The following is an 18168-nucleotide window of genomic DNA, read 5'->3' on the forward strand; positions in this document are numbered from 1 at the left end:
ATGGACAAGGAACAGAAGCTCCGGGACTACCTGAAGCGGGCGAGCGCCGATCTGAAGCGCTCCCGGCAGCGGGTGACCGAGCTGGAGGCGGCGGCCACCGAGCCCATCGCGATCGTCGGCATGAGCTGCCGTTACCCCGGCGGGGTGAGCAGCCCCGAGGACCTGTGGAAAATGCTGGTCGCCGGCGAGGACGGCATCACCGGCATGCCCGAGGACCGTGGCTGGGAGGCCGCCCTGGGCGAGGGCCCCGCCGACTTCGCCGGTGGCTTCCTGCACGACGCGCCCGCCTTCGACCCGGACTTCTTCGGCATCTCGCCCCGCGAGGCGCTGTCCATGGACCCGCAGCAGCGTCTGCTCCTGGAGACCGGCTGGGAGGCCTTCGAACGGGCCGGCATCGACCCCGCGGGCGTACGCGGCAGCCGCACCGGCATGTTCGTCGGCGCCATGCCCCAGGACTACCGGGTCGGCCCCGACGACGACGTCCAGGGCTTCCAGCTCACCGGCAACGCCACCAGCATCCTCTCCGGGCGGCTCTCCTACTTCTTCGGTGCCGTCGGACCGGCCGTGACCGTCGACACCGCCTGCTCCTCCTCCCTGGTGGCCCTGCACCTGGCCGCCCAGTCGTTGCGCGCGGGGGAGTGCTCCCTGGCCCTGGCCGCCGGTGTCACCGTCATGGCCAGCCCCACCACCTTCGTCGAGTTCGCCCGCCAGGGCGGCCTCGCCGCCGACGGGCGCTGCCGGTCCTTCGCCGACGCCGCCAACGGCACCGGCTGGTCCGAGGGCGTCGGCGTCCTCGTCCTGGAGCGGCTCTCCGAGGCCCGCCGCAACGGCCACCGCGTCCTCGCGGTGGTCCGGGGGTCCGCCGTCAACCAGGACGGTGCCTCCAACGGCCTGACCGCCCCCAACGGTCCCTCCCAGCAGCGCGTCATCGAGTCCGCCCTGGTCAACGCCCGGCTCACCGCCGCGGACGTCGACGCCGTCGAGGCGCACGGCACCGGTACGGTCCTCGGTGACCCCGTCGAGGCCCAAGCCCTGCTGGCCACCTACGGCCAGGGCCGCGCGGCCGACAACCCGCTGCTCCTCGGCTCGGTCAAGTCCAACATCAGCCACACCCAGGCCGCGGCGGGCGTGGCGGGCGTCATCAAGATGGTCATGGCGATGCGCCACGGCCTGCTGCCGCGCACCCTCCACGTCGACCAGCCCTCCACCCACGTCGACTGGAGCGAGGGCTCGGTCCGCCTGCTGACGGAGCCCGCCCCCTGGCCGCCCCGCGAGAACGCGCCGCGTCGCGCGGGCATCTCCTCCTTCGGCCTGTCCGGCACCAACGCGCACACCATCATCGAGGAGGCTCCCCAGGAGCCGGCCGCCGACGACGGCGGGGCCGCCCCGGCCGTCGACGCCGGGGCGCTGCCCTGGCTGCTCTCCGGCCGCACCCCCGAGGCCCTGCGCGCCCAGGCCGCCCGGCTCCTCGGCCACCTCGCCGCCCGGCCCGCGGCGCCCGCCCTGGACGTCTCCCACGCGCTCGCCACCACCCGCTCCGCCCTGGAGCACCGAGCGGCTTTCACCACCGCCGACCGGGACACCGCCGTCGCCGTCCTGACCGCACTCGCCGCCGGTGAGGACGCCCCGGGTCTCACCACCCACCAGCTGCGTGGCCGTACCAAGCTCGCCGTGCTCTTCTCCGGCCAGGGCTCCCAGCGTCCCGGCATGGGCCGCGATCTCCACGCCCGCTTCCCCGTCTTCGCCCGCGCCCTCGACGAGATCCTGGAGCACCTCGACGCGGGGCTCGACCGCCCGCTGAAGCCCCTGATCCTCGCCGAGGAGGGCAGCGAGGAGGCCGCGCTCCTCGACCGCACCGAGTACGCGCAGCCCGCCCTGTTCGCCCTCGAAGTGGCCCTGTACCGGCTCGTCGAGTCCTGGGGCGTCACCCCCGACCACCTCACCGGCCACTCCGTCGGCGAGATAGCCGCCGCCCATGTCGCCGGGGTGTTCACGCTCGCCGACGCCTGCACCCTGGTCACCGCCCGTGGCCGCCTCATGCAGGCCCTGGACGAGAGCGGCGCCATGGTCTCCCTGGAGGCCACCGAGGACGAGGTCGCGCCGCTCGTCGCCGAACACGCCGGACGGGTCTCCGTAGCCGCTGTCAACGGCCCGGCCGCGGTCGTCGTCTCCGGAGCCGAGGACGCCGTCGAGGACGTCGCCGCCCGTGTCGAGGCCCTCGGGCGCCGCACCCGCAGGCTGCGGGTCTCCCACGCGTTCCACTCGCCGCTCATGGACCCGATGCTGGAGGAGTTCCGCGCGGTCGTCGCCGGACTCTCCCCGCAGGCCCCCACCGTCCCGGTCGTCTCCAACCTCACCGGCGTACCCGCCACCGTCGAGCAGCTCACCTCCGCCGGCTACTGGACCGATCACGTCCGCCACGCCGTGCGCTTCGCCGACGGTGTCTCCTGGCTCGCCGGACACGGCACCGGGCTCTTCCTCGAACTGGGCCCCGACGCCACCCTGGCCGCCCTCACCCGGACCGTCCTGGACGCCGCCGGGCACGAGCACGCCGCCGTGCTGCCCGCGCTCCGCAAGGACCGCCCCGAGGCCGCCACCCTCACCGAGACCGCCACCGGACTCCACCTGCGCGGCGTCCCGGTGCGCTGGGACCGCTGGTTCGAGGGGACCGGCGCCGGCCACACCGACCTGCCGACCTACGCCTTCCAGCACCGCCGCTTCTGGCCCAAGGGCGTCACGGGGCTCACCGGCGACATGCGCTCCGCAGGCCTCGGCGCCGCCCACCACCCGCTGCTCGCCGCCGCCGTCACCCTCGCCAACTCCGACGGCCTGCTCCTCACCGGCCGCCTCTCGGTGCGCACCCATCCCTGGCTCGCCGACCACACCGTGCGCGGCACCGTGCTGCTGGCCGGCACCGCCTTCCTCGAACTCGCCGTCCGCGCCGGCGACGAGGTCGGCTGCGACCGCGTCGAGGAACTCACCCTCGCCGCCCCGCTCGCCCTGCCCGAGGACGGCGGCGTCCAGGTCCAGGTCTGGATCGGCAGCCCCGACGAGACCGGCCGCCGCGCCCTGACCCTGTACTCCCGCCCCGACGGCGACGACGACCGGCCCTGGACCCAGCACGCCGCCGGCACCCTGGCCTCCGGCGCCCACCACGGCGAGGAGTTCGACGCCGCCGTCTGGCCGCCCGCCGGTGCCGAGAGCGTCGGTCTCGACGGCTTCTACGAGGGCCTGGCCGAGTCGGGCTTCGCCTACGGTCCCGCCTTCCGCGGCCTGCGCGCCGTCTGGCGCCGGGGCGAGGAGACCTTCGCCGAGGTGGCTCTCGACGCGGGACCCGCGGGCGACGCCTCCTCCTTCGGCCTGCACCCCGCGCTGCTGGACGCGGCCCTGCACGCCACCGCACTGGCCCCGCTCGGCGAGGACGCCCGTGGCGGCCTGCCGTTCGCCTGGCAGGACGTCACCCTCCACGCGGCCGGCGCCGCCGAGGCCCGCGTCCGCATCACCCCCGCGGGCGACGACGCCGTCACCCTCACCGTCGCGGACACCACTGGGGCACCCGTCGCCTCGGTCGGCTCCCTCGTGCTGCGCTCCGCCCCCGACGCGCGCCGGGCCGCCGCCGGCGTGCTGGAGCGCGACGCCCTCTTCCACCTCGACTGGACCCGCCTCCACGGCTCCGACGCCCCTGACGCGCCCGGCACCGTCGGCCTGCTCGGCACCGACCCCCTCCGGCTCGGCGCCGCCCTCACCGCCGCCGGGCTCACCGTCAGCCCGCTCACCGGGACCGCAGGACCCGACACACCGGCCCTGGTGCTCGTCCCCGTCGGCGGCGGCGACCCCGACGCCGTACCCGCCGAGGTCCACGCGAGCACCGCCCGCGTCCTCGGGCACATCCAGCGTTGGCTCGCCGAGGACACCCGGGCCGGCGCGCGCCTGGTGTTCGTCACCCGCGGCGCCGTCGCCGTCGGCGAAGGACCACTCACCGACCCGGCCGCCGCCGCCGTCTGGGGCCTGGTCCGCTCCGCCCAGGCCGAACACCCCCACCGGTTCGGCCTGCTCGACCTCGACCCCGTCGCCCCGACCGACCCCGAGGCGCTCGTCGCGGCCCTCGCCGCCGAGGAACCGCAGACCGCGCTGCGGGGCGACACCGTGTTCGCCGCCCGGCTCGCCCGCGTCCGCCCCGACGGCGAGGCAACCGCCGCCGCCTGGAACCCCGAGGGCACGGTCGTCGTCACCGGCGGCACCGGCGGCCTCGGCGCCGCCCTCGCCCGCCACCTCGTCACCGAGCACGGCGTACGCCACCTGGTGCTCGCCGGCCGGCGCGGCCCCGACGCCCCCGGCGCCGCCGAACTCGCCGCCGACCTCGGCGGACTGGGCGCCGAGGTCACCCTCGCCGCCTGCGACGTCGCCGATCCGGAAGCCGTGGACCGGCTGTTCGCCGCCGTACCGGCCGCCCACCCCGTCACGGCCGTCGTGCACACCGCCGGCATCCTCGACGACGGCCTGGTCGAATCCCTCACCGGGGAACGGCTCGCCGCCGTCCTGCGGCCCAAGGCCGACGCCGTCTGGCATCTGCACCGGGCCACCCGCGACCTCGACCTCGCCGCCTTCGTCGTGTTCTCCTCCCTCGCCGGCACCACCGGCGCCCCCGGCCAGGCCAACTACGCGGCCGGCAACGCCTTCCTGGACGCCGTGGCCCGCCTGCGCCGCGACGCCGGGCTGCCCGGCCTCTCCCTCGGCTGGGGTCCGTGGGTGCCCCTCGACGGCGGCATGACCGGCGAACTGTCCGAGCGGGACCTGGAGCGCATGTCCCGCTCCGGCACGCCCCCGCTCACCGTCGAACAGGGCCTGGCCCTGTTCGACGCCGCTCTCGCCCTGCCCCGCGCCGCCGTCCTCCCCGTCCGCCTGGACCTGGCCGCCCTGCGGGGCCGGGGCGAGGTGCCCCCGCTCCTGCGCGGCCTGGTCCGCACCCGCGCCCGCCGCACGGTACGCACCGGCTCCGAGGCAGCCCTCGGCCTCGCCCAGCGGCTCGCCCGGCTCGACGAGCAGGCCCGTACGGAGGCCGTCGTCGACCTGGTGCGCGACCGGACGGCCGCCGTCCTCGGCCACGCCTCGGCCGCCGACATCGACCCCGAACGCCCCTTCCAGGATCTCGGGTTCGACTCCCTGACCGCCGTCGAGCTGCGGAACCGGCTGGCCGCCGCCACCGGCCTGCGCACCTCCGCCACCGTCACCTTCGACTACCCGACCGTCGCGGCCCTGGCCGGCCACCTCCTGGCCGAGCTGACCGACGCCCCGGAGACCGCTGCCCCCGCCCCCGCCCCGCGGACGCCGGCCACCGCCGACGACCCGATCGTCATCGTCGGCATGAGCTGCCGCTACCCCGGCGGCGTCGGCTCGCCCGACGATCTGTGGCGCCTGGTCACCGAGGGCACCGACGCGATCGGCGGCCTGCCCGTCAACCGCGGCTGGGACCTCGACTCCCTGTACCACCCGGACCCGGACCACCCCGGCACCTCGTACACCCGCTACGGCGGATTCCTGCACGACGCGGGCGAGTTCGACGCGGGCTTCTTCGGCATGAGCCCCCGTGAGGCGCTCGCCACCGACTCCCAGCAGCGGCTGCTGCTGGAGGCGTCCTGGACCGCCGTCGAGCACGCCGGTATCGACCCGGTGGGCCTGCGCGGCAGCCGGACCGGCGTCTTCGCCGGCGTCATGTACAGCGACTACTCGGCGACCCTCGCCGACGAGCGCTTCGAGGGCCACCAGGGCAGCGGGACCGCCCCCAGCATCGCCTCCGGCCGCGTCTCCTACGCCCTGGGCCTGGAGGGCCCGGCCGTCACCGTCGACACCGCCTGCTCCTCCTCCCTGGTCGCCATGCACTGGGCGATGCAGGCCCTGCGCTCGGGCGAGTGCTCGCTCGCCCTGGCCGGCGGCGTCACGGTGATGTCCACGCCGACCTCCCTCATCGAGTTCTCCCGCCAGCGCGGCCTGTCGCCCGACGGCCGCTGCAAGGCGTTCTCCGACGAGGCCGACGGGGTCGGCTGGTCCGAGGGCGTCGGCATGCTCGTCCTGGAGCGGCTCTCCGACGCGCGCCGCAACGGCCACCGCGTCCTCGCCGTGGTCCGGGGCTCCGCCGTCAACCAGGACGGTGCCTCCAACGGCCTGACCGCCCCCAACGGCCCCTCCCAGCAGCGCGTCATCCGCCAGGCCCTGGACACCGCCGGCCTCACCACCGCCGACGTCGACGCCGTCGAGGCGCACGGCACCGGCACCGCTCTCGGCGACCCCATCGAGGCCCAGGCCCTCCTCGCCACGTACGGCCAGGACCGGCCCGAGGAGCGGCCGTTGCTGCTCGGCTCGGTGAAGTCGAACATCGGCCACACCCAGGCCGCCGCCGGTGTCGCGGGCGTCATCAAGATGGTCATGGCGATGCGCCACGGGGAACTGCCCCGCACCCTGCACGCCGGCAGCCCCTCCCGCCACGTCGACTGGGAGTCCGGCGACGTCCGCATCCTCCAGGAGCCGGCCCGCTGGCCCGAGACCGGTCGCCCGCGCCGCGCCGGCGTCTCCTCCTTCGGCATCAGCGGCACCAACGCGCACATCGTCCTGGAACAGGGCGAGCCCGCCCCCGCCGGGTCCGCCGTCCCCGCGCCCGCCGAACCCGCCGTCCTGCCCTGGACTCTCTCCGGCCGCACCCGGCCCGCGCTGCGCGCCCAGGCCGCCCGGCTGCTCGCCCACCTCGACGCGCGCCCCGGCGACGCCCCCGTCGACGTCACCCACTCGCTGGCCACCACCCGCCCGGCCTTCGAGCAGCGCGCCGTGGTCGTCGGCACCGCCGACGACGCCCGCCGCGCCCTGGCCGCCCTCGCCGCCGACCGCCCCGACCCGGCGCTCGTCCTCGGCGAGACCGGTGGTACCGGCCGCACCGCCCTGCTCTTCACCGGCCAGGGCAGCCAGCGCCCCGGCACCGGCCGCGAACTGTACGAGCGGCACCCGGTCTTCGCCGAGGCTCTGGACGAGGTCGTCGCGCGCCTCGATGCGCTCCTCGTCGACGCGCCCTCCGGCACCCCGCACGGCTCCCTCAAGGACGTCATGTTCGCCGAGGAGGGCACCCCGGGCGCCGCCGCCCTGTACGAGACCGGCTGGACCCAGCCCGCTCTGTTCGCTCTGGAGACCGCGCTGTACCGGCTCGTCCGGTCCTGGGGCGTGCGCCCCGGCGTACTCCTCGGCCATTCCGTCGGCGGCATCGGCGCCGCCCACGCCGCAGGCGTCCTCTCCCTGGACGACGCCTGCGCCCTGGTCGCCGCCCGCGCCCGCCTGATGCAGGCCCTGCCCGAGGGCGGCGCCATGTGGTCGCTCCAGGCGTCCGAGGAGGAGGTCCTGCCCCTGCTCCAGGGGCAGGAGGACGTGGTCTCCCTCGCCGCCGTCAACGGGCCGTCGGCCGTCGTCGTCTCCGGCGAGGAGGAGGCCGCCGCGGGCATCGCCGCGCACTTCGCCGGCCTCGGCCGCGCCACCCGCCGCCTGCGGGTCAGCCACGCCTTCCACTCGCCCCGCATGGACGCCGTCCTGGACGCCTTCCGCGAGGTCGCCGAGGGCCTGACCTACCACGAGCCCACCGTCCCCGTGGCCTGCGACCTCACGGGCCGCCTCGCCGAGGGCGACGACCTGCGGACCGCCGACTACTGGGTCCGCCACGTGCGCTCCACCGTCCGCTTCGCCGACGCCGTGCGCGCCGCCCACGAGGCCGGCGCCAGCACCTACCTCGAACTGGGCCCCGGTGGCTCCCTGTGCGCCGCCGCCCAGGACACCCTCGGTGACGCCGCCGAGGCCGACGCCGTCCCGACGCTGCGCAGCGGCCGGCCGGAGGACGAGTCCGTCCTCACCGCCCTCGCCCGGCTCCACGTCCGCGGTGTCCGCGTCGACTGGGGCGCGGTCCACCCGGCCGGCGCCGGCACCGTCGAGCTGCCCACGTACGCCTTCCAGCACGAGAGCTACTGGCCGGACACGACCGCGCCGACCGTGCGCCGCACCGGCGACGGCACCGGCGACCCCGCCGACGCCGAGCTGTGGACCGCCGTCGAACGAGGCGACGCCGCCGGGCTCGCGGGGCTCCTCGGCCTCCGCGACGAGGAGCACGCCTCCCTCTACGCGCTGCTGCCGTCGCTGAGCTCCTGGCGCCGCGCCCGTCAGGAACGCGCCGTCCTCGACGCGGCCCGCTACCGGATCGCCTGGCAGCCCGCCGGTACCGAGAGTGCCCCGGTGCTCGACGGGACCTGGCTGGCCGTCACCACCGCCGACGACGGCGCGTCCGACACCGTCCTCGCCGCCCTGCGCGGCCACGGCGCCGTCCTCGAGCGCCTGGTGCTCGACGCCTCCCACCTCGACCGCGACCGCCTCGCCATCACCCTGCGCGCCGCCGTCGAGAACGCCGCGGCGGACGGCACCGCCGGTGTCAGCGGCATCCTGTCGCTGCTGCCGCTCGCCGACGCCGCCCACCCCGAGGCCACCGGCACCGACGCACCCGCAGGCGGACTCCCGGCCGGCTTCGCCCTGGGCGTGGTCCTCGCCCAGGCACTCGGCGACGCCTCCGTCACCGCCCCGCTGTGGACGGTCACCCGCGGTGCCGTCTCCACCGGCCCCGGCGACCCGCTCACCCACCCCGCTCGCGCCGCCGCCTGGGGCCTGGGCCGGGTCGCCGCTCTGGAACGCCCCGAGCAGTGGAGCGGTCTGGTCGACCTGCCGGAGGTCCTCGACGCCCCGGCCACCCAGCGTCTGGTCAGCGTCCTCGCCACCCGTGACGGCGAGGACCAGCTCGCCGTCCGGGCGGGCGGCACCCTGGCCCGCCGCGTGGTCCGCCACCCCGGCGACGCCCTGCCCCGCGAGGACGAGTTCACCGCTTCCGGCACCGTCCTGGTCACCGGCGGCACCGGCGGCCTCGGCGCCGAGGCCGCGCGCTGGCTCGCCCGCTCCGGCGCCGCCCACCTCGTCCTCACCGGCCGCCGCGGCCCCGACGCCCCCGGCGCCGCCGAACTCCGCGCCGAACTGGAGGAGCTGGGCGCCCGTGTCACCCTCGCCGCCTGCGACAGCGCCGACCGCGACGCCCTCGCCGCGGTCCTCGCCGCGGTGCCCGAGGACGCCCCCCTCACCGGAGTCGTGCACGCCGCCGGCGTCGGCCAGGCCGCGCCGCTCGCCGACACCCCGCTCGACCAGGTCGCCGCCGCCATGGCCGCCAAGACCCTCGGCGCCGCCCACCTCCACGCCCTCCTCGACGGCCACGACCTCGACTTCCTCGTCCTGGTCTCCTCCGTCGCCGGGGTCTGGGGGAGCGCGGGCCAGAGCGCCTACGCCGCAGCCAACGCCTATCTCGACGCGCTCGCCGAGAACCGCCGCTCGCGCGGCCTCGCCGCCACCTCCGTCGCCTGGGGCCCCTGGGCCGAGGTCGGCATGGCCAGCGCCCACCGGACGGTCTCCGAGAACCTGGAACGCGTCGGCCTGCGGCTGCTGAACCCCGCCACCGCCATGACGGAGCTGCGCCGGGCCGTCGTACGCGGCGAGACCGCCGTGACCGTCGCCGACGTCGACTGGGAGCAGTACCACCCGGTCTTCACCGCCGCCCGGTCCAGCCGTCTCTTCGACACGGTCGACACCGTCGCGGCCCTGGGCAGTTCCGGGGCACCCGGTACCGTCTCCGGGCTGGCGGACCGCCTCGGCGGCCTCACCGAGCAGGAACAGGAGCGCCTGCTCGTCGACCTCGTGCGGGCCGAGGCCGCCGTCGTGCTCGGGCACACCTCCGCCGAGGGGGTGCCGGTCAAGAAGGCGTTCCGTGACGCGGGGTTCGACTCGCTGACCGCCGTCGAACTGCGCAAGCGGCTCGCCGTCCTCACCGGACTCGCGCTGCCGAGCACCCTGGTGTTCGACTACCCGAACCCGCTCGCCCTCGCCCGCCACCTCCGTGCCGAACTCCTCGGCACGGCCGAGACCGCCCCCGTGGCGACCGGCCCCGCCGTCACCGACGAGCCCATCGCCATCGTCGGGATGAGCTGCCGCTTCCCCGGCGGCGCCCGCTCCGCCGACGCCTTCTGGCAGCTCGTCGCCGACAACACCGACGCGATCTCGGAGTTCCCGGTCAACCGGGGCTGGGACGGCGACGCGCTCTACGACCCGGACCCCGACCGGCCCGGCACCACCTACTCCACGCAGGGCGGATTCCTGCACGACGCGGGCGAGTTCGACGCCGGGTTCTTCGGCATCTCGCCGCGCGAGGCCGTTTCCATGGACCCGCAGCAGCGCCTCCTGCTGGAGACCACCTGGGAGGCGTTCGAGCACGCGGGCATCGACCCGGCCGCCGTGCACTCCACGCCCACCGGCACCTTCATCGGCTCCACCTACCAGGACTACGGCGTCGCCATGGACGACGGGTCCGCGGGCCACGCCGTCACGGGCTCCAGCCCCAGCGTGCTCTCCGGCCGTCTCGCCTACTCCTTCGGCCTGGAGGGCCCGGCCGTCACCGTCGACACCGCCTGCTCCTCGTCGCTGGTGGCGCTGCACCTGGCCTGCCAGTCGCTGCGCAACGGCGAGACCACCCTCGCCCTGGCGGGCGGCGCCACCGTCATGACCAACCCGATGCCGTTCATCGCGTTCAGCCGGCAACGGGCCCTCGCCCGGGACGGCCGCTGCAAGGCCTTCTCCGAGAGCGCCGACGGCATGACCCTCGCCGAGGGCGTCGGCATCCTCGTCCTGGAGCGGCTCTCCGACGCCCGCCGCAACGGCCACGAGGTCCTCGCCGTCGTCCGCGGCTCCGCCATCAACCAGGACGGCGCCTCCAACGGCCTGACCGCCCCCAACGGCCCCTCCCAGGTCCGCGTCATCCGCCAGGCCCTGGCCGCCTCCGGTCTCACCCCCGACGACATCGACGCGGTCGAGGCGCACGGCACCGGCACCGCCCTGGGCGACCCCATCGAGGCCCAGGCCCTGCACGCCACCTACGGCAGGGACCGCGACCCCGACAACCCGCTGCTGCTCGGCTCGGTGAAGTCCAACATCGGCCACACCCAGTCGGCCGCCGGTGTCGCGGGCGTCATCAAGATGGTCATGGCGATGCGCCACGGCACCCTGCCCCGCACCCTGCACGCCGCGGAGCCCTCCAGCCACATCGACTGGTCCAGCGGCACCGTCCGCCTCGTCACCGAGAACACCGGCTGGGCCCGGGAGGACCGCCCGCTGCGCGCCGCCGTCTCCTCCTTCGGGATCAGCGGCACCAACGCGCACGCCATCCTGGAACAGGCGGCCCCCGTCGAGGAGCCCGCCCCCGCCGCCGAACCCACCCTGCCCGCGGGCGGCACCCTGCCCTGGATTCTCTCGGCCGCCGCCCCCTCCGCCCTGCGCGAGCAGGCCGCCCACCTCGCCGCCCACGTCACCTCCGGCGCGGCACCGCACCCCGCCGACGTCGGCCACACCCTGATCACCGCACGCTCCGTCCTGGAGCACCGCGCCGTCGCCCTCGGCGCCGGCACCGGCGAACTCACCGACGCGCTCGCCGCGTTCGGTGCGGGCGAGTCCACCGGCCAGGTGGTCCACGGCACCGCCGACACCGACGGCCGCACCGTCTTCGTCTTCCCCGGCCAGGGCTCCCAGTGGGCGGGCATGGGGGCCGAACTCCTGGACACTTCACCGGCGTTCGCCGAGCGGTTCCACGCGTGCGCGGCCGCTCTGGCCCCGTACACCGACTGGAACCTCGTCGACGTCGTCCGCCAGGCCGACGGCGCGCCCACCCTGGACCGGGTCGACGTCGTGCAGCCCGCCACCTGGGCCGTGATGGTCTCCCTCGCGGAGCTGTGGCGGGCCCACGGCGTCACCCCCGACGCGGTGATCGGCCACTCCCAGGGCGAGATCGCCGCCGCCGTCGTCTCCGGCGCCCTCACCCTCGACGACGGCGCCCGCGTCGTCGCCCTGCGCTCCCAGGCCATCCGCCGGGTCCTGGCCGGGGCCGGCGGCATGATGTCCGTCCAGGTGTCCGCCGCCGAGGCCGAGCAGTACCTGACCCCCCACGCGGGCGCGGTCTCCGTCGCCGCCGTCAACGGCCCGCGCTCCGTCGTCCTCGCCGGTACGCCCGAGGCCCTGGACGCCCTCCAGGCGGAGTTCGCCGCCCGCGACCTGCGGGCCCGCCGGATCGCCGTGGACTACGCCTCCCACACGGCACAGGTGGAGCGGATCGAGGCCGAACTCCTCGACATCCTCGCCCCGGTGGCACCCCGCGCCGCCGGTGTCCCGTTCCACTCCACGGTCACCGGCACCGCGCTCGACACCACCGGCATGGACGCCGCCTACTGGTACCGCAACCTGCGGCAGACCGTCCGCTTCGAGGACGGCGTGCGCGCCCTGCTCGACACCGAGCACACGCTCTTCGTCGAGATCAGTCCCCACCCCGTGCTGACCATGGCCGTTCAGGCCACCGCCGAGGAGGCCGCCCGCCCGGCCGTCGCCGTCGGCACCCTGCGCCGCGAACAGGGCGGCACCGCGCGCTTCCTCACCTCCCTCGCCGAACAGTGGGTGCGCGGCGGCCGGGCCGACTGGAACGCGGTCTACGCGGGCACCGGCGCCCGCAGGACACCCCTGCCCACCTACGCCTTCCAGCGCGAGCACCTGTGGGCCGTCTCCGCCCGCCCGCAGGGCTCCGGCGACGGCGACCCCGCCGACGCCGAGTTCTGGGCCGAGGTCGAGCGGGAGGACGCGGAGTCCCTCGCCTCCCGCCTGGAACTCGACCGGGAGGCGCTCGCCCCGCTGCTGCCCGCCCTCTCCACCTGGCGCCGTGGAAAGCGCGACCGTTCCACCGTCGGGTCCTGGCGCTACCGCGCCACCTGGAAGCCGCTCGGCGCGCTCCCCTCCGCCACCTTGGACGGCACCTGGCTGCTCGTCACCGCGGAGGGCACCGACCCGGAGTACGCCGCCGCCGTGGCGGAGCAGCTGACCGCGCACGGCGCCCGGACCCTGCCCTTGGCGCTGACAGACGCCGACGCCGACCGGGCAGTTCTCACGGAGCGGCTGCGCGACCTGCCCGAACCGGCCGGGGTGGTCTCCCTGCTGGCCGACGACGAGTCCACCGGGACCGCCCACCCGGTCCTCACCACCGGTCTCGCCCTCAGCGTCACACTGACGCAGGCCCTCGGCGACGCCGGGATCGAGGCACCCTTCTGGGCGCTCACCCGCGGCGCCGTCTCCACCGGGCGCGCCGACCGCCTCACCCGGCCCGCCCAGGCCCTCGTCCAGGGCTTCGGCTGGACCGCGGCCCTGGAACACCCGGACCGGTGGGGCGGCACCGTCGACCTGCCCGAGACCCTGGACCGCCGGGCGGGCGAACGTCTCGCCGCCGTCCTGTCCGGCACCACCGGCGAGGACCAGCTGGCCGTCCGCGCCTCCGGCGTCCTGGCCCGCCGCGTCTCCCCGGCCCCGGCGCCCACCGGCTCCGGCCGCTGGAGCCCGCGCGGCACGGTCCTGGTCACCGGCGGCACCGGAACGCTCGGCCCGCACCTGGCCCGCTGGCTCGCCGACCAGGGCGCCCGTGACCTGGTCCTCACCAGCCGCCGTGGCGCGGACGCCCCCGGCGCCGCCGAACTCGCCGCCGAACTCGGCGAACGCGGCTGCCGGGTGACGGTCGCCGCCTGCGACGTCACCGACCGCGAGGCGGTCGTCGCGCTCCTCGACGGTCTCACCGCCGAGGGCCGCACCGTCCGCAGCGTCTTCCACACCGCCGCCGTCATCGAGCTCCAGTCCATCGAGGAGACCAGCCTCGACGCGTTCGCCAAGGTCGTCCACGCCAAGACCGCGGGCGCCGCGCACCTCGACGAACTCCTCGACGACGACCAGCTCGACGCGTTCGTCCTCTACTCGTCCACCGCCGGCATGTGGGGGAGCGGCCGGCACGCTGCGTACGTCGCCGCCAACGCCCACGTCAACGCGCTCGCCGAGCACCGGTGCGCCCGAGGCGCCCACGGGACCGCGATCTCCTGGGGCATCTGGGCCGACGACATGAAGCTCGGCCGGGTCGACCCCGGCCAGATCCGCCGCAGCGGCCTGCAGTTCATGGACCCGCGGCTCGCCCTCGCCGGACTCCGGCAGGTCCTCGACGGGGACGAGGGCGCCGTCGCCGTCGCCGACGTCGACTGGGACCGCTACCACCCCGTCTTCACCTCCTCGCGGCCCACCGAGCTCTTCGAGAACGTGCCCGAGGTCCGCCGCCTCACCGAGCAGGACGAGGCCCGCGCCGGCGAGGCCGGAGAGTTCACCCACCGCCTGCGCTCCCTGCCCGCCGGCGAGCAGGACCGCCTCCTGCTGGAACTCGTCCGCTCGGAGGCCGCCACCGTCCTCGGCCACGCCTCCCCGGAGGTGCTGTCGGAGCGTCGCGCCTTCCGCGACATCGGGTTCGACTCGCTCACCGCCGTCGACCTGCGCAACCGGCTGGCCTCCGTCACCGGCCTCACCCTGCCGAGCACCATGGTGTTCGACTACCCGGACCCGCTCACCCTCGTGGGCTATCTGCGCGGCCTGGTCGGCGGTCCCGCCGCCGACTCCGAGAGCCCGCTCCGCACCACGGCCGCCACCGACGACGAGCCGATCGCCGTCGTCGCGATGAGCTGCCGCTACCCCGGCGGCGTCAGTTCGCCCGAGGCCCTGTGGGAGCTGATCGCGGCCGGCGCCGACGCCATCACCGGCTTCCCCGCCGACCGGGGCTGGGACGCCGACGCCCTCTACGACCCGGACCCCGACCGGCCCGGCACCACCTACTCCACGCAGGGCGGATTCCTCCACGACGTCGCCGACTTCGACGCCGGCTTCTTCGGGATCTCCCCGCGCGAGGCACTGGCGATGGACCCCCAGCAGCGCCTGCTGCTGGAGACCGGCTGGGAGGCCATCGAGCGCGCGGGCATCGACCCCGCGACCCTGCGCGGAAGCATGACCGGTACCTTCATCGGCGCCAGCTACCAGGACTACACCGCGGGCGGCGCCGGCTCCGAGGGTGCCGAGGGCCACCTGATCACCGGCACCATCTCCAGCGTGATGTCCGGCCGGCTCGCCTACACCTTCGGCCTGGAGGGCCCGGCCGTCACCCTCGACACCGCCTGCTCCTCCTCCCTGGTCGCGCTCCACCTGGCCTGCCAGTCGCTGCGCAACGGCGAGTCCACCCTCGCCCTGGCGGGCGGCGTCAGCGTCATGGCCACCCCGCAGGCGTTCACCGGCTTCAGCCGCCAGCGCGCGATGGCCCCCGACGGCCGCTGCAAGGCGTACGCCGAGGGCGCCGACGGCATGAGCCTGGCCGAGGGCGTCGGCCTGGTCCTCGTCGAGCGGCTGTCCGACGCGCGCCGCAACGGCCACCCCGTCCTCGCCGTCATCCGGGGTTCCGCCGTCAACCAGGACGGCGCCTCGAACGGCCTCACCGCCCCCAACGGCCCCTCCCAGGCGCGCGTCATCCGCCAGGCCCTCGCCAACGCCCGGCTCACCCCGGGCGAGGTGGACGTGGTCGAGGGCCACGGCACCGGCACCGCCCTCGGGGACCCGATCGAGGCCCAGGCCCTGCTGGCGACGTACGGACAGGACCGGCCCGGGGACCGGCCGCTGCTGCTCGGCTCGGTGAAGTCCAACATCGGCCACACCCAGATGGCCTCCGGCATCGCCGGTGTCATGAAGATGGTCATGGCGATGCGGCACGGCACCGTCCCGCGCACCCTGCACGTCGACACCCCCTCCAGCCACGTCGACTGGAGCTCCGGCGCCATCGACCTGGCCACCGAGACCGTGCCGTGGCCCCAGACCGGACGCCCCCACCGGGCCGCCGTCTCCTCCTTCGGCCTCTCCGGCACCAACGTCCACACCATCGTCGAGCAGGCGCCCGAGGAGCCCGCGACCGAGCACACCGCACCCCCGGTCCCCGCCGGCGACCCGGCCACCCTGCCTCCGGGCGTCCCCGTCGTGCTCTCCGCCCGGACCCCGGCCGCCCTGCGTGAGCAGGCCGACCGCCTCGCCGGACACCTCGCAGGCCGTCCGGACGTACCGCTGGTGGACCTGGCCCACTCGCTGGCCACCACCCGCGGCGCCCTGGAACACCGCGCCGCCGTCCTCACCGGCGACCGGGACGGCCTGCTGCGGGCGCTCACCGCGCTGCGCGGGGGCACCCCCGACGCCTCGCTGCTCACCGGCGCCCCCGCACGAGGAGGGCTCGCCTTCCTCTTCACCGGCCAGGGCAGTCAGCGCCCGGCCATGGGACGGGAGCTGTACGACCGTCACCCGGTCTTCGCGGAAGCCCTGGACGCCGTCCTCACCCGCTTCGACCAGGACCTGGACCGCCCGCTGCGCGAGGTGCTCTTCGCCGACGAGGGCACTGCCGAGGCCGCGCTCCTGCACGACACGGCGTACACGCAACCCGCCCTGTTCGCCCTCGAAGTGGCGCTGTACCGGCTCGTCGAGTCCTGGGGGGTGCGCCCCGACCAGGTCGTCGGCCACTCCGTCGGGGAGATCGCCGCCGCCCACGTGGCGGGGGTCTTCTCCCTGGACGACGCCTGCGCCCTCGTCGCCGCCCGTGGCCGCCTCATGGCCGCCCTTCCGGCGGGCGGCGCCATGGTCGCCGTCGAGGCGAGCGAGGAAGAGGTGCTGCCCCTCCTGGAGGGACGCGAGGACCGGATCTCCCTGGCCGCGGTGAACGGCCCGCGCGCCGTGGTGATCGCCGGCGACGAGGAGCCGGTCGCCGCCGTCGCCGCCCGCCTCGCCGAGGACGGCCGCCGCACCCGCGCGCTGAAGGTCAGCCACGCCTTCCACTCGCCGCGCATGGACGCCATGCTCGACGACTTCGCCCGCGTCGCCCGCGGCCTCACCTACGAGACGCCGCTCGTGCCGGTGGTCTCCACCGTCACCGGCGCCCCCGCCACCCCGGAGGAACTGGGTTCGCCCGAGTACTGGGTCGGCCAGGTCCGTGCCACCGTCCGGTTCGCCGACGCCGTACGCACCCTCGCCCGCCAGGGCGTCACCTCCTGCCTGGAACTCGGCCCCGACGGCACCCTCTCCGCCGCCGCCCGCGACGTCCTCGACGCCGACCCGGCCGACGCCACCGGTGCCCGGCCCGTCACCGTCGTCCCCGCGCTGCGCCGCGACCGCGACGAGGTGTCGTCCCTCACCGCCGCCCTCGCCCGGCTGCACGTCCACGGCACCGCCGTCGACTGGACCGGCGCCTTCGAGGGAACCGGCGCCCGCCGCGTCGACCTGCCCACCTACGCCTTCCAGCGCAGCCGCTACTGGCCCGACACCACCTTCACCCCGGCCACGGCCGCGGGCCCCGCCGACACCGGCGCCGACGCCGCGTTCTGGTCGGCCGTCGAGCGGGCCGACCTGCCCACGCTCGGCGCCGACCTCGGCCTGGACGACGACACGCTGTCCGCCCTGGTGCCGGCCCTGTCCTCGTGGCGGCGCCGCCGCACCGCACAGGCCGTCGCCGACGGCCGCCGCCACCGGATCGTGTGGAAGCCGCTCGACGGCGCCCCCACCGGACGGCCCGAGGGCACCTGGCTGGTCCTGCGCCCGGCAGGCGCCGCCGCGTCCGAGACCGCCGCCCTGCTGGACACCCTCGGCCTGGACACCGCCGAGGTCACCGTCGACCTCGCGGACCCCGACCGTGCCGCGCTCGCCGACACCCTGCGCCGGCTGCCGCGCCCCGAGGAGGGCTTCACCGGCGTCCTCGCCCTGCTGGCCCTCGACACCGCCCCCACCGCCGACGACGTGGCAGGGACCGGCGCCGTGGCGCCGACGGCCACCGCCCTGAACGCCCTGGACGACGCCGGGATCACCGCGCCCCTGTGGATCGTCACCCGGCAGGCCGTGAGCACCGGACGCGCCGACCGGCTGGCCCGCCCCGGGCAGGCGGGTGTGTGGGGCCTCGGCCGGGCCGCCGCCCTGGAGAACCCGGCGCGCCGCCTCGCCCTGGTCGACCTGCCCGAGCAGTTCGACGCCCGCGTCGCCCGCCGGCTGGCGCACCTCCTGGCCGTGCCCGGCACGGAGAACCAGCTCGCCGTCCGCGCCTCCGCCACCTACGCACGGCGGATCGCCCACCACCCGGCCCCCCAGGAACCGGCGCGTCCGTTCGCCCCCGAGGGCACCGTCCTGATCACCGGCGGCACCGGCGCCCTC

General features: G+C 76.2%; 1 protein-coding gene (cut by a window edge). It reads left to right on the forward strand.

Going from position 1 to position 18168, the window contains the following annotated elements; all coding sequences use genetic code 11:
* Positions 1–18168, forward strand: the 5' portion of a protein-coding gene (locus tag OIM89_RS29210; RefSeq protein WP_264491741.1) for a type I polyketide synthase. 10473 nt of this gene lie beyond the right edge of the window; 18168 of the gene's 28641 nt are visible here — the first part of the coding sequence; it begins with the start codon at positions 1–3; its stop codon lies off the right edge, out of view.

This window comes from Streptomyces sp. BI87 (assembly GCF_025957665.1).
Classification (GTDB): domain Bacteria; phylum Actinomycetota; class Actinomycetes; order Streptomycetales; family Streptomycetaceae; genus Streptomyces; species Streptomyces albidoflavus.